Annotated in this window: 16 protein-coding genes; 6 read left to right on the plus strand and 10 right to left on the minus strand. The window is 67.0% G+C overall.

What is annotated here, in order from left to right:
- Positions 1–86 precede the first annotated feature (86 nt).
- From KB874_RS21155 to KB874_RS21180, 7 genes are all read right to left on the minus strand, one after another.
- On the minus strand, positions 87–647 hold the full coding sequence (locus KB874_RS21155) for a helix-turn-helix domain-containing protein (protein ID WP_212538556.1): 561 nt from the start codon (positions 645–647) through the stop codon (positions 87–89).
- A gap of 56 nt (positions 648–703) precedes the next feature.
- A complete protein-coding gene (locus KB874_RS21160) occupies positions 704–2266 on the minus strand; it encodes a polyamine aminopropyltransferase (RefSeq protein ID WP_346346583.1) in 1563 nt (520 codons plus the stop codon).
- Positions 2263–2487, minus strand: coding sequence for a DUF350 domain-containing protein (locus KB874_RS23050; RefSeq protein WP_249200709.1), 225 nt, complete (start codon positions 2485–2487; stop codon positions 2263–2265). The genes KB874_RS21160 and KB874_RS23050 overlap by 4 nt, the downstream gene beginning before the upstream one ends.
- 13 nt (positions 2488–2500) lie before the next feature.
- On the minus strand, positions 2501–2656 hold the full coding sequence (locus KB874_RS21165; RefSeq protein WP_212538558.1) for a hypothetical protein: 156 nt from the start codon (positions 2654–2656) through the stop codon (positions 2501–2503).
- Positions 2656–3957 carry a DUF4178 domain-containing protein gene (locus KB874_RS21170; RefSeq protein WP_212538559.1) on the minus strand — a complete coding sequence of 434 codons (1302 nt, stop codon included), beginning with the start codon at positions 3955–3957 and terminating at the stop codon, positions 2656–2658. The genes KB874_RS21165 and KB874_RS21170 overlap by 1 nt, the downstream gene beginning before the upstream one ends.
- On the minus strand, positions 3954–4523 hold the full coding sequence (locus KB874_RS21175; protein WP_346346584.1) for a DUF4178 domain-containing protein: 570 nt from the start codon (positions 4521–4523) through the stop codon (positions 3954–3956). The genes KB874_RS21170 and KB874_RS21175 overlap by 4 nt, the downstream gene beginning before the upstream one ends.
- A gap of 78 nt (positions 4524–4601) precedes the next feature.
- Positions 4602–5084, minus strand: a complete 483-nt coding sequence (locus KB874_RS21180; RefSeq protein ID WP_212538561.1) for a MarR family winged helix-turn-helix transcriptional regulator — start codon at positions 5082–5084, stop codon at positions 4602–4604.
- A 284-nt stretch (positions 5085–5368) separates the two neighbouring features.
- Here KB874_RS21180 and ectA point away from each other — a divergent pair, with 284 nt between their 5' ends.
- From ectA to KB874_RS21210, 6 genes are all read left to right on the plus strand, one after another.
- Positions 5369–5887 carry a diaminobutyrate acetyltransferase gene (gene ectA, locus KB874_RS21185; protein ID WP_212538615.1) on the plus strand — a complete coding sequence of 173 codons (519 nt, stop codon included), beginning with the start codon at positions 5369–5371 and terminating at the stop codon, positions 5885–5887.
- Between the two features lie 22 nt (positions 5888–5909).
- Complete coding sequence (gene ectB / locus KB874_RS21190; RefSeq protein ID WP_212538562.1) at positions 5910–7181, plus strand: diaminobutyrate--2-oxoglutarate transaminase; 1272 nt, start codon at positions 5910–5912, stop codon at positions 7179–7181.
- 4 nt (positions 7182–7185) lie between these two features.
- Positions 7186–7584 (plus strand): ectoine synthase, encoded by a 399-nt coding sequence (locus KB874_RS21195; protein WP_212538563.1) that lies wholly within the window; start codon positions 7186–7188, stop codon positions 7582–7584.
- Between the two features lie 8 nt (positions 7585–7592).
- Positions 7593–9020, plus strand: a complete 1428-nt coding sequence (locus KB874_RS21200) for an aspartate kinase (protein ID WP_212538564.1) — start codon at positions 7593–7595, stop codon at positions 9018–9020.
- A 146-nt stretch (positions 9021–9166) separates the two neighbouring features.
- On the plus strand, positions 9167–9598 hold the full coding sequence (locus KB874_RS21205; protein WP_212538616.1) for a c-type cytochrome: 432 nt from the start codon (positions 9167–9169) through the stop codon (positions 9596–9598).
- 137 nt (positions 9599–9735) lie between these two features.
- Complete coding sequence (locus KB874_RS21210; protein ID WP_212538565.1) at positions 9736–10686, plus strand: class I SAM-dependent DNA methyltransferase; 951 nt, start codon at positions 9736–9738, stop codon at positions 10684–10686.
- A 114-nt stretch (positions 10687–10800) separates the two neighbouring features.
- Here KB874_RS21210 and ureG read toward each other — a convergent pair whose 3' ends face one another.
- From ureG to KB874_RS21225, 3 genes are read right to left on the minus strand one after another with little or no spacing between them, the layout of a single operon-like run.
- A complete protein-coding gene (ureG, locus tag KB874_RS21215; protein WP_212538566.1) occupies positions 10801–11433 on the minus strand; it encodes an urease accessory protein UreG in 633 nt (210 codons plus the stop codon).
- Positions 11434–11442: 9 nt separating this feature from the next.
- Positions 11443–12078: an urease accessory protein UreF gene (locus KB874_RS21220; RefSeq protein ID WP_212538567.1), complete on the minus strand. Its 636-nt coding sequence runs from the start codon at positions 12076–12078 to the stop codon at positions 11443–11445.
- Positions 12068–12559, minus strand: coding sequence for an urease accessory protein UreE (locus KB874_RS21225; RefSeq protein ID WP_212538568.1), 492 nt, complete (start codon positions 12557–12559; stop codon positions 12068–12070). The genes KB874_RS21220 and KB874_RS21225 overlap by 11 nt, the downstream gene beginning before the upstream one ends.
- Positions 12560–12618 lie beyond the last annotated feature (59 nt).

A 12618-nucleotide genomic window follows, 5' to 3' on the forward strand; every position in this document is an offset into this window, starting at 1 on the left:
CACCGGCCGGAGAGGGCGTCGAGGGGGCTCTGCCCCCGTCGCATTCCGCGACTCCCCCGGGATATTTTCAGCCAGAAGAAAACGGATCAGGCGCCCGAGATGCAGAGCAGGAAGCGCGCACCCTGTCCCTTTTCGGTGACGAAACGCGTAGCGCCGTATTGGCGGAAGCGCAGCACGTCGCCCGGGCCCAGCGCCTGCGGGCTGTCCTCGACAATGGCGGTCATGTAGCCCGACAGCATCACGATCTGCCGTTCCTGCCCCGGCAGGCTGCCCTGCTGCTGGGCGAGTTCGCGGTCGGGCGGCAGCGTGATTTCCTCGATGTGAAGGGCGAAGGACGCTGCGGGCGGGGAGAGAACGCGATGCCGCACCCCGGTCGCCTCGTCGCGCAGACTTGGCTGGTCGTCGCGGCGGATATGTCCGGGTTCGGCCTCTTCGACCTGGGACAGGAGTTGCGACAGGGCCATGCCATGGGCATCGGCCAGCCGGGCGATCACGTCGACCGTCGGCGAGACCTCGGCGTTTTCAAGCCGCGATAGGGCCGCCCGGCTGACCCCGCTGCGCGCAGCGAGCTGGTCCAGCGTCCAGCCTTCTGCCGCGCGCAGTTGCGCGAGACGGTCGGCCAAGCGACGGTTCAGCGCGGTTTTCATGGCAGCCCCCGGGAGATAATCCCGGTGAAGAGAATACGCTGTGAGGTCCCCCGGGTCTAGCGGAACCAGCGATCCCACCCGTCCAGGTAGTAGCCAAGCAGCGCGTGCGACTGGATTCTGTTGGTTTCGACGGCGACGCGCGCGATGTCGGCGGGGAAATGGCGAGCCGCGGTCCAGGTCGCGCCCGACATGAACTGCAGGCCTTCGGGCCATCGCGGCGCGCGATCGGCCAGCGGCGCGAGGCTGGCCAGAGCAAAGCCCCATTCGCCGAAGCTGGGCACATGGGCGTGGTAGGGGACCACCGACAGGCCCTGCCCTGGCGCCACCGGGTTGCGCGTGTCTCCCAAGGTGGCGACAACCGACCAGAACGCCTGCCGCGCATAGAGCGGCGAGCCCGCCTGCGTCACCAGCAGCCCGTCGGCGGCCAGGCGTTCGACAAGGACGGCATAGAACTCGCGGCTGTAGAGCTTTGACAGGGCGAGGTTCTTGGGGTCGGGCAGGTCGAGGAGGATGATGTCGAAGGCCTGCGGGCTGTCCTCGGCAAAGCGCCAGGCGTCGGCGTTGACGATGGTGACGCGCGGATCGGACAGCGACCCGTCGTTCAGCGGCGCCAGTTGAGGATGGTCGCGGAACAGCGCCGTTACGCGAGGATCGAGATCGACCAGCGTGACGCGCTCGACCTTGTGGCGCAGCACCTCGCGCGCGGCCATGCCGTCGCCGCCGCCGAGGATCAGCACGGATCGCGGGCGCGGATGCAGGCCCATCGCGGGATGCACCAGCGCCTCGTGGTATCGGTGCTCGTCGAGACTGTCGAACTGGATCGAATGGTCGAGGAACAGCCGCACCCGGTCGCGAAAGCGGGTGACGGTGATCTGCTGGTAGGGCGTCGCCTCGGACAGGATCACGTCATCCTCGAACAGCGCCGCCTCGGTCACCGAGACCAGCCGTTCCGATTGCGCCAGCGCCGCGCCGGACAGGCCCAGCGCCAGGGCCCAGACCATCCATTGCGTGCGGCTGGCCTCGGCCCGGAACAGCCACAGCGACAGGCCCGCCACCAGCAGGTTCAGCACACCGAAGGCGAGGCTGGCCGACATCAGCCCGAGGAAGGGGATCACCAGCAGCGGAAAGGCGAGGCTGGCGGCCAGCGCGCCGACGTAATCCACGCTCAGCACGTTCTCGAAGCGGAACTCGGGGGCGCCGATCTCTTTCAGGACGCGGGCGATCAGCGGGATTTCCATGCCCGACAGGACGCCCACGGCGATCAGCCCACCATAGAGCACGCCTGCGACAGAGCCCGTCCAGGCATAGACGAAGAACAGCGCCGGGGCGAGAAAACCGCCCACGATCCCCAGCCCGATCTGCGCCCAGGCGAAACCGCGCAGCGCGTGACCCACGTAGCGCGACAGGTAGGCCCCCAGCCCCATCGCGGACAGGAAGACGCCGATCACCAGGCTGAACTGGCGCACGCTGTCGCCCAGCAGGTAGCTGGACACGGTGGCGGCGATCAGCTCGTAGATCAGGCCCGCGACGGCGATCAGAAACGTCGCCGCCAGCAGCCAGACCTCGCGCAGGCGGGAGTGCTGTTGCCCGACCGCGTCGCTGCTTGAGGGCCGCGTCACGACGTGATGACGGCGGCGATGATGATCGACAGCGCGATGAAGACCGACCCGATCAGCACGGCAAGGGCGATGTTCTGATCCTCCTCTATCTCCTTCACGACGCTGAAATGGGTCAGCCGGTTGATCAGCCACCAGCACAGGCCCATCAGCGTCACGCCGAGCAAGGTGTAGAACACGGTCGATACGATCTCGGATACCTGGATGGTGATGTAGGCGTCCATGTCTGTCTCCTGTCTATTTCACGCGGCCCGTCAGGACCGCCCCGCCGCTTCCGGCGCGGATGGATTTGTCGAGATCCGAGCTTTCGCCGCCGCGCCCGTAATAGCCGGTATAGGCGGCCCCGCCGATGGCGGCGAGCGCGAGCACGATGAAGGCCACGCGGAGGATCATCAGTCGTCGTCCCAGTCGCTTTGCACCCAGCGGGCCTTGTCATGCAGGAGCCGGCGGCCCCAGGTCAGCACCGCAACCGCGAGGAAGCCGGCGGCGAGCAGCAACAGGTAAAACCCCGAGGACAGGCCCTGTTTCGCGGTGACCGCCACCAGGGCGGGCTGGCGCGAGGCAAATCCGGGGCTTGTCCAGACCCCGGTTTCCGGGCCGTCCAGGGTCAGCGTGTAGGTGCCCGCCTCGGTCGGCAGGAAATACAGCGACGCGCTGTTGCTACCCTCGGACCAGCTGCCCTCGCTGTCGCTGCCGGTGTAGTATTCCATCGTGCGGCCAGCCTCGAACAGGGTCTCGTCCTCGGGATCGGTCAGGTCGAGATCGACATAGGCCCAGCTGTTGGAGGCATCGCTGCGCAGGTAGATGCCGGCCAGGCGGCTTGGCTGCGTGATGGTGAAACTCACCTCCTGCGGCAGGTCGGACAGGCGCAGCGTGGTTTCCGACAGCACGGTCTTGCCCGGCAGGAGGGCCAGCGCCAGGCCCAGCACAGCCGCGATGACCGCCATCAGGGGCGCGGCCAGTTTCAGGAATTCCTCGTTAGGCCCGCTTCGGTAGGGTTGCAGTGGGCTTTTGCCCACCGGCCTCAGCGCGCCCACATCCAGCCCGAAGGCGGTCAGCGTCTCTCTCGGATCCAGCCACTCGGACCGGTAAATCTCGCGCTCTTCGGCGGTTTCGGAGAAATCCAGCATCGCGTGGTCGGCCAGGGCCGAGACAGTCACAGTCACGTCGCCCACGTTCGGCGCCCAGGTGAATTCGCCCTCGGCAAAGGCAAGCGTCGCCTCGGTGGTCTGGTAGTAGACGTAGCGCGCGCCATCCAGCAGGACGGTGGGACGGTTTTCCGAGGTCTCGACCCATTGCACGCCCATCCAGTCGGGGCGCGGGGCGCGGCGCTGGCGACGGGAAAAGCCAAGATGCCCGTCCTCGACAGTCAGCCAGGCATAGCCGTGCGTGGGCGAATACAGCTGGTGTTCGGCCCAGTCCCAGCGCCGCCCCTTATAGGTTTCGGTCAGGCCCAACGTGCCGATGATCGTCCAGGAAACCCCCTTGATCGTGCCTGCCTGGCCGATGGCAAAGGGCGAGTCGGGGCGCGGCATGTCGCCGAAGCGGCGCAGCGCCTTGTAACCGTCCAGCGCGTCCAGCTCTGTCCCGCAATAGGGGCAGACATGGGTTGTGACGCGCCCGCCGCCCAGGATGTCGAGGCCTGCGCCGCAGGCGGTGCAGTCGATGGACTTCAACTGTGGCGCGCGGGTCATGGATCGGCCTCGATGGCGATCTCGAACGGATCGAACCACTGCCCCAGGAACCACGACTGTTCGCTGCCCCGGAACTCGCCGGACAACAGTCGCCCGCCGCTTTCAGCGTTGACATAGGCATAGCGGTCGCCCACCAGCAGGCGGTCGCCGAAGGAGCCGCGCAGGGCGATGCATTCGCCCTCGCCGGTCTCTGTCACGCGCCACTCGGCCCCGTCGAACTCGAAGGCGGTGCCGACGCGGCTGCTGCGGCGGACGGGCGGGCGGGCATCGAGCGGCTGTTGCATCACGATGTCGCCCTCGTCGACCGAGACCCAGCGGGCCTCGCCGCCGGCGGTGGTGCCCCAGAACTCGTCCCACCAGCCGCGGCCGTAAGAGAACTGCGCCTGCCCGCGCGCCGTGAACTTCACCCGGCCCAGCCGCACGGTCTGGCCGATGCGGAACAGTTGCGGAGCGTCATGCACAATGCCCGCCTGCCCGGCGTCGCGCAGCCGCGCTCCGTCCAGATACAACGTCGTGGCGCAGGACGGGCAGGTCAGCATGGCGACCTGTCCGATCTGCTGAGGCACGGCGTCACCGCAATTGGGGCATTGCATGCTCATGGGCGCAGATTGCCGAGGTGCGCCGCGATTGCAACTGCGGCGGTGTCAGCCGCCCTGCGACGGGACGATTTCGCCCACTGACAGCACCGGCGCGGCGTCGATGTCCTCGGCATCCAGCATCGTTGCCACCCGTTCCAGCGCCGCGACCAGCATCGCCTGTTCCCAGTCGGGCAGCGCCTCGAATCGCTGAACGAACCGCTGTTGCAGCGCATCGGGCGCGCCGTGCACCTTGTCGCGTCCCTGCGCGGTGATGATCAGGTTGGTCTGTCGCCGGTCGGTTTCCGAGCGCTGGCGGTCCAGCATCCCGAAGCCTTCAAGTTTCTTGATCAGCGCCGAGACGGTGGCCTGCGTCACCCCCATCCGCGTCGCGATCTCGGTCGGCGTGGCGTGGCCCTTTTCATCGACGATCTGCAGGACACGCAGCTGAACGGCGGTCAGCCCGGCCTCGCGGGCCAGCCTGCGGCCGTAGAGTTCGGTCGCGCGCAGGATGCGGCGGATGGCGATCAGGCTGTCGTCGGTGCGGTCCATCGGGTCGTCCGGTCTTGGCCAAGCCAGACTACGCCGCGAGGGGCCCCGATCACAACCACGTTGGAAACTTTGCTTTTCTGCGAATGCTTGCATGGCATTTATTTAGCATGACAAATCATTTCTTTCTAGGGGTAATTTTTGAATCGTTTATATTCAGATACTTATAGGGAATTTATCAGATCACGGAAACCAAACTGGCTTGATTTTGCTTTGCCTATTGAACTATGCCACCCCGGGAACATACTTAGTACAACGAAGCAACAGACGAGGACAGCGTGAAAGACCTGACCAGCCACAAGCCCGCCGCGATCACCTTTCGCAAGCCCGTGCGCGAGGATGGCGCCGCGATCTGGGACCTGATCCGCGCCTGCAAGCCGCTCGACGAGAATTCGATGTATTGCAACTTGCTTCAGGCCGACCACTTCCGCGACACCTGCGTGGTGGCGGAACGCGGGGGCGAGATCGTCGGCTGGATTTCCGCCTATGTCCTGCCGCAGGACGCCGACACGCTGTTCGTCTGGCAGGTGGCCGTGTCCGAAACGGCGCGGGGCGCTGGTCTGGGCGGGCGCATGCTGGATGCGCTGCTGACGCGCGGCGAATGCCGCGACGTGCGCCGCCTCAAGACCACGATCACCCGCGACAATGATGCCTCATGGGGCCTGTTCAAAAAGCTGGCGCGCCGCCAGGGCGGCCTGCTTGACGCAGAGGCGCACTTCACCCGCGACACCCATTTCCAGGGGAAGCACGCGACCGAGCACATGGTCACGATCACCTTCCCCGCCGCAGCCCGCCGCGCGGCCTGACCCCTTTCCGAAAGGACTTCACATGACCAACGACATCTTCACCCGACGCGAGTCGGAAGCACGCAGCTATTGCCGCAGCTTCCCCACCCGGTTCACCAAAGCCAAGGGCTCCGAGCTCTGGGACGACAAGGGGCGCCGCTACGTCGACTTCCTCGCGGGCTGCTCGTCTCTGAACTACGGGCACAACGACCCGGACATGCAGGCGGCGCTGGTCGACTATATCGCCAGCGACGGCATCACCCATGCGCTGGACATGCACACCGACGCCAAGGCCGCCTTCCTGAACGCTTTCGAAGACATCATCCTGCGTCCCCGCGGCATGGACTACAAGGTGATGATGACCGGCCCCACCGGAACCAACGCCGTCGAGGCCGCGATCAAGCTGGCGCGCAAGGTGACGGGCCGCGACACGGTGATTTCCTTCACCAACGGCTTTCATGGCATGACCATGGGCGCGCTGGCGCTGACCGGCAACGAGGGCAAGCGCGCCGGTGCCGGCACCGCGCTGAACGGCGTCGCGCGGATGCCCTTTGAGGGCGCTTTTGGCGACGACATGGACAGCCTGACCATCATCGAACAGATGCTGGGCAACCCGTCCTCGGGCGTCGACGCCCCCGCCGCCTTCATCATCGAGCCGGTGCAGGGCGAAGGCGGTCTGAACGCCGCCAGCGCGGACTTCCTGCGCGGCCTCGCCCGGCTGGCGAAAGAACATGGCGCGCTGCTGATCATCGACGACATCCAATCGGGCTGCGGCCGGACCGGCACCTATTTCTCGTTCGAAGGCATGGGGATCGAGCCGGACATGATCACGCAGGCCAAGTCGTTCAGCGGCATGGGCCTGCCCTTTGCCGCCCTGCTGATCAAGCCCGAGCACGACATCTGGAAGCCGGCCGAGCACAACGGCACCTTCCGTGGCAACAGCCATGCCTTCGTGACCGCCCGCGTCGCGCTGGAGAAGTTCTGGAAGGACGACAGTTTCCAGAAGACGCTGGCCGAAAAGGCGATGCTGCTTACCAGCGGTTTGCAGGCCGTGGCCGACGAGATCCCCGGCGCGCGCCTCAAGGGACGTGGCCTGATGCAGGGCGTCGACGTGGGCTCTGGCGACCTGGCGGGCGACATCTGCGCGCGCTGCTTCGACAAGGGCCTGGTGATTGAGACGTCGGGCGCCGAGGACGAGGTCGTCAAGGTGCTTGCCCCGCTCACCACCCCCGAGACGATCCTGCGCGAAGGCCTTGGCATCCTGCTCGAGGCTACGCGCGAGGCGACGCAACAGACACTGATTGCAGCGGAGTGACACAATGATCGTACGCGATTTTCACGACATCCAGAAGAACGACACCGACCGCGTGGTATCGGACGCGAAATGGTCCAGCACGCGGCTGCTGCTGGCGAATGACGGGATGGGCTTCTCGTTCCACATCACCGTGCTCGAGGCCGGCTCGGAACACACGTTCGAATACAAGAACCACTTCGAGAGCGTCTATTGCATGAAGGGCTCGGGCAGCATAACCGATCTCAAGACCGGCCAGACGCACCGCATCAAGCCCGGCACGATGTATGCGCTGGACCAGCACGACCGCCACACGCTGAAGGCGGACGAGGAACTGTTCATGGCCTGCTGCTTCAACCCGCCGGTCACGGGGACCGAGGTGCACCGCGCCGACGGCAGCTATGCCCCGGCCGAGGAACTGGCGTGAGGCCCGACATGGACAGCCGAAAACACACGGTCGAAAAGATCGGCGGCACGTCGATGTCGCGCCTGAACGAGTTGCTTGAGCCGCTCTTCAGGGTCGAAAACCCCGAGTATAACCGCATCTTCGTGGTCTCCGCCTTTGGCGGGATCACGAACCTGCTGCTGGAACACAAGAAGACCGGCGAACCGGGCGTCTACGCCCATTTCTCGGACGAAACGGCCGATCACGGCTGGCACGGCGCGCTCAGCCGCGCCGAAGAGGCGATGCGCGAGGCGCAGGAGGCCGTGCTCGACCATCCCGGCGACCGGGCCGAGGCGCGGGATTTCCTGCGCGAGCGGATCGAGGGCGCGCGGTCCTGCCTGATCGACCTGCAACGCCTGTGCTCCTATGGCCATTTCCGCCTGTCCGAGCACATGGCCCTGACACGCGAGTTGCTGTCCGGCCTGGGCGAGGCGCAATCGGCCTTCGTCACCGTGCTGCGGCTGCGGCGGGCAGGCGTGAATGCCCGGTTCGTCGACCTGTCGGGCTGGCGGGACGAGCGCGAGATGTCGCTGTCCGACCGGATCGCGGACGGGCTGGCCGATATCGACCTGTCGACCGAGATGCCCATCGTCACCGGCTATGCGCAATGCCGCGAGGGGCTGATGAACAAGTATGACCGCGGCTATTCCGAGGTTACATTCTCGGAAATCGCGGCGCAGACCCGCGCGGCCGAGGCAATCATCCACAAGGAATTCCACCTGTCCTCGGCGGATCCAAAGCTGGTGGGTGCCGAGAACGTGCGCAAGCTGGGGCACACCAACTACGACGTGGCCGACCAGCTGGCCAACATGGGGATGGAGGCGATCCACCCCACCGCCGCCAAGGCGCTGCGCCAGGCCGAGGTGCCGCTGCGCGTGACCAACGCCTTCGAGCCTGACGACCCTGGCACGCTGATCGACGAGGCCGAGGCCGAACGCGGCGTGGCCGAGATCGTCACCGGGCTGGAGACCTGGGGGCTGGAACTGTTCGAACAGGACATGGTGGGGGTCAAGGGCTATGACGCCGCCGTGCTCGAGGCACTGACCCGCCACAAGGTGCGCATCGTCTCCAAGACATCGAACGCCAACACGATCACGCATTACGTGGACGCGCCGCTGTCCAAGCTGCGCAAGGTCCAGCGCGACCTGGGCGAGGCATTTCCCAGCGCCGATATCTCGACGCGGCAGACCGCCATTGTCTCGGTCATCGGCCGCGACCTGCGCGGGTTGCACGTGCTGGAACGGGGCCTTGGCGCGCTGCGCGAGGCTGGCGTCGATGTCATCAGCGCGCACCAGACGACACGCACGGTGGATGCGCAATTCGTCATCGGGCGCGATGATTTCGACCGCAGCGTGAAGGCGCTTCACGACACCTTCATGGGGCGCGCCGAGGACGCCGAGGTGCCGCGGGCCGCCTGAAACCAAGAGCCAAGGAAATGACGAAGGGCGGGGCATTTCACCCCGCCCTTTTTTCGTTGCACCCCGACACCCAACGATTCCAAGGGGTTGACCTTCCCCCCGCTGGAACGCCTAGGTGATGGTTCTGAACTGGGGACAAGGACATGATGAACCGCATTCTGCCGATTGCCGGCGCCGCCGCCCTTGCGGCCCTCGCCGTGATCCTGCTGCGCCCGCAGGCCGGGCCCGCGCCACAGGGCGCCGCCGCGACGGCCGGAGGCGCCCTCGTGCAGGTCTCCCTGCCCGACAGCCTGCTGCCCGAGGCACGGATCGGAGAGTCGGCCTTTGCCGCGAAATGCGCAACCTGTCATGGCCAGAACGCCGCCGGGCGGGACGGCATTGCACCGCCGCTGGTGCATCGCATCTACGAGCCGTCGCATCACGGCGACGAATCCTTTCAGCTGGCCGTCCTGCGCGGCGTCCGGGCACATCACTGGACCTTCGGCGACATGCCCCCGGTCGACGGCCTGACCCGCGCCGACGTGGCCGGGATCGTCGCCTATGTGCGGGCGCTGCAACGGGCGAACGGCATCGACTGAGGCGTCTTCCACAGCCCCGTTGACAGCCGCCTGCGACGCGAATACCTGCCGCTCCGATGCGGGCCGATGGCGCCGCAGCGTGTCCCGCCGCTTGGCCTCCTTCGGTCAATGAGCGGGCCTCTTGGACAGACCTTGCGATGACCGCCACCCTGTTTCCGTCCGGCGACCCGGCCGCCGACCGCCGCGCCGCCTTTGCCGAAACGCTCGCCCAGATGGGCGACCACGCCGCCGCCATCGAGGTCATGGAGGGCGCGCTCGCGCTCACCCCGGGCTGGGCCGCGGGCTGGTTCGTGCTGGGCACCTACCTCGAGGCCGCCGGCCGCACCGCAGATGCGGCGGCCGCCTGGGACCGCGCCGTGCACTCCGACCCTGCCGACCCGCTGGGCGCCGGGGTGAAACGCGACCTGGTGCGCAAGGTGCCCGTGGTCGAAAGCCTGCCGCCCGCCTTTGTCGAAACCCTGTTCGACCAGTACGCGCCGCGCTTCGAGCACGCCTTGGTGGAAAAGCTGTCCTATCGCGGTCCCGACCTGCTGCTGGACGCGCTGCGCGCTGCCGGGTTCCGCCACGCGGCCCATGCGATGGACCTGGGCTGCGGCACCGGCCTGATGGGGGTCGCGTTGCGCCCATTCTGCGACCGGCTCGACGGGATGGACCTGTCCCGCGCCATGCTGGCCAAGGCCGAAGCCAAGCGCGTCTACGACCAACTGGACAAGCGCGACATCGGAACGCTGGAACTGGACGGCGCGCTCCATGATCTGATCGTGGCGGCCGACGTCTTCATCTATCTCGGCGCGCTGGAGCGGGTCATCGGCTGGTGCGCGGGATCGCTGGCACCCGGCGGCTGGCTGGCCTTTACCGTCGAGGAAGGCCAAGATCCCATCACCCTGCGCGACAGCCGCCGCTTTGCCCATTCTCGCGATTACGTCGCGGGGCTGCTGGCCGAGGCGGGCTTTGTCGAAACCGCCATGGTGCCCTGCGTGCTGCGGCAGGATCGCGGCCAGGACGTGGCCTCGCTTTGCGTCACCGCGCGGGCTCCGGGCCTGCGCGCCGCGCAAAGCGACGGCGAGGCCGACACGGTCGCCGCCTGATCGGGGCGGGGCGCATTCAATTCGAAACAGGCCTTCAGTCTACCGTGCACGGCAGGGCTTGCCATGTATTCGCCGTTCGCATGGTTGACTGACTCCCGTATTGCACGACACGCGCTAGTCGGCGGGTTCGCGCAGCGCCAGCCCGCCGATCGCGCAGAGATGGGCAATGACCTCGTCCACGCCCTTTCCGTGCCGCATCTGCGTGAAGACAAAGGGTCGGCCCGCGCGCATCCGCCGCGCGTCACGCTCCATCACCTCCAGCGACACCCCCACATGCGGGGCAAGGTCGGTCTTGTTGATGATGAGCAGGTCGGATTTGGTGATCGCCGGCCCGCCCTTGCGCGGGATCTCCTCTCCCGCCGCGGTGTCGATGACATAGAGTGTCACGTCCGCCAGTTCCGGTGAGAAGGTCGCCGACAGGTTGTCGCCGCCAGACTCGATCAGGATCAGGTCAAGGTCGGGATGCAGCGCGTTCAGCTCGGCGATGGCGGCAAGGTTGATTGAGGCGTCCTCGCGGATCGCGGTATGCGGGCAGCCCCCGGTCTCGACCCCCTTGATCCGGTCCAGCGGCAGGACCTGCCGCCGCATCAGCTCCTCGGCGTCCTCGGACGTGTAGATGTCGTTCGTCACCACCGCCATGCTGACGCGGTCGCGCAGCGCGGAACAAAGCGCGGCGGTCAGCGTGGTCTTGCCGGCACCGACAGGGCCGCCGATGCCAACGCGGAGAGGGCCGTTGGGGCTGGTCATGGGATCACCTCAGGAACGGAAGATGCGGGAATAAAGGGTCTCGTGACGCATCGACGCCACGTCGATCAGCGGCGCAAAACCGCCGATCTCATCGAGGTCCGCCGTCAAGGCGCGCTCTGCCAGAGCCGCGCAAAGCGGCGCCAAGGCCAGCGTGATACGCTGCCCGTCGGTCTGGCCCAGCGGCACCAGCCGAACGCCCGCGCTGGTCAGGTTGGCGGCAAAGGCCTGAAGGATCAGGCGTAGCCCGTCCGCCACCGGCAGGTCCAGCGCCCGCAGCGCGCAGCCCACGGCGACAGGATAGGCCGCGTCGGGAACATCCGCGCCCCAGACCGCCCGGACCGTGGCGGCAAAGGCGCGGCCCTGTTCCATCGTCTCGGCACGGCGCTCTTTCGACGGGGTCAGGGCAGAGGCGAGTTCAGACAGTTCCGCCGAGTCGCGACCTGTCGCCGCCTGCGCGCAAAGCACCGCGTCGGACCATCCCGCGCCGTGACTCAGGACAGTCTCCAGCCAGACACGCAGCGTGGCGGCGTCGTGCACCGTCCCCTCCTGGATCGCGGTTTCCAGCCCGTGCGACCAGGCGAATGCCCCCACCGGAAAGGCCGGCGAGAACAGCTGGTGCAGGGTCAGGTGCGGGTCAGTGGTCATGGCCGTGATCATGCGTCTGGTCATGCGGGCCGTGGCCGTGGGAATGGTCATGCCCATGCGTACGCCCGTGGCCGTATGCGCCGCCCTCGGGGGTGAAGGGTTCTGCCACCTCGTCCACCCGTGCGCCAAGACGCACCAGCATGTCGGCGATGACGTGGTCAGGCTGGATCAGCAGGCGCGCCGTCTCGATCTGGCAGGGCGTGTGGCGGTTGCCGACGTGCCAGGCGAGACGCGGCAGGTCGGGGCCAGTGACCTGCAAGAGCGGCTCCACTGCCGCCTCGATGGCGATCTCGCGCCCGTCGGTTGTCACCAGGACCCCGCCGTGATCCAGCGAGGTCGTCTTGGGCAGGTCCACCAGGATCGTCCCGCCCGAGGCCAGGACCAGCACCTTGCGCCGCAGGAAACGGTCCTCGTAGGTCAGGATCAGCCGGTCGGACAGCGCTGCATGGGCGTGCGGGTGATAGATATGGGCGGTGAGCATCGTCGACCTCGTCTCGGAGGGGGAGCGGTACGGGCAGAAGGCTTGCAGGAGTGCTGCAA

It is taken from the genome of Thetidibacter halocola (genome assembly GCF_018224955.1).
GTDB classification, from domain to species: Bacteria; Pseudomonadota; Alphaproteobacteria; order Rhodobacterales; family Rhodobacteraceae; genus Thetidibacter; species Thetidibacter halocola.

What these genes read in the sequence shown, in the direction of transcription:
- KB874_RS21210 (WP_212538565.1), top strand. Translation starts at nt 9,736, where the DNA reads ATGACCGCCACCCTGTTTCCGTCCGGCGACCCGGCCGCCGACCGCCGC.
- KB874_RS21170 (WP_212538559.1), bottom strand. Translation starts at nt 3,957, where the DNA reads ATGACCCGCGCGCCACAGTTGAAGTCCATCGACTGCACCGCCTGCGGC.
- KB874_RS21165 (WP_212538558.1), bottom strand. Translation starts at nt 2,656, where the DNA reads ATGATCCTCCGCGTGGCCTTCATCGTGCTCGCGCTCGCCGCCATCGGC.
- KB874_RS21155 (WP_212538556.1), bottom strand. Translation starts at nt 647, where the DNA reads ATGAAAACCGCGCTGAACCGTCGCTTGGCCGACCGTCTCGCGCAACTG.
- ureG (WP_212538566.1), bottom strand. Translation starts at nt 11,433, where the DNA reads ATGACCAGCCCCAACGGCCCTCTCCGCGTTGGCATCGGCGGCCCTGTC.
- KB874_RS21205 (WP_212538616.1), top strand. Translation starts at nt 9,167, where the DNA reads ATGAACCGCATTCTGCCGATTGCCGGCGCCGCCGCCCTTGCGGCCCTC.
- KB874_RS21220 (WP_212538567.1), bottom strand. Translation starts at nt 12,078, where the DNA reads ATGACCACTGACCCGCACCTGACCCTGCACCAGCTGTTCTCGCCGGCC.
- KB874_RS21200 (WP_212538564.1), top strand. Translation starts at nt 7,593, where the DNA reads ATGGACAGCCGAAAACACACGGTCGAAAAGATCGGCGGCACGTCGATG.
- KB874_RS21180 (WP_212538561.1), bottom strand. Translation starts at nt 5,084, where the DNA reads ATGGACCGCACCGACGACAGCCTGATCGCCATCCGCCGCATCCTGCGC.
- KB874_RS21195 (WP_212538563.1), top strand. Translation starts at nt 7,186, where the DNA reads ATGATCGTACGCGATTTTCACGACATCCAGAAGAACGACACCGACCGC.
- ectB (WP_212538562.1), top strand. Translation starts at nt 5,910, where the DNA reads ATGACCAACGACATCTTCACCCGACGCGAGTCGGAAGCACGCAGCTAT.
- KB874_RS21225 (WP_212538568.1), bottom strand. Translation starts at nt 12,559, where the DNA reads ATGCTCACCGCCCATATCTATCACCCGCACGCCCATGCAGCGCTGTCC.
- KB874_RS23050 (WP_249200709.1), bottom strand. Translation starts at nt 2,487, where the DNA reads ATGGACGCCTACATCACCATCCAGGTATCCGAGATCGTATCGACCGTG.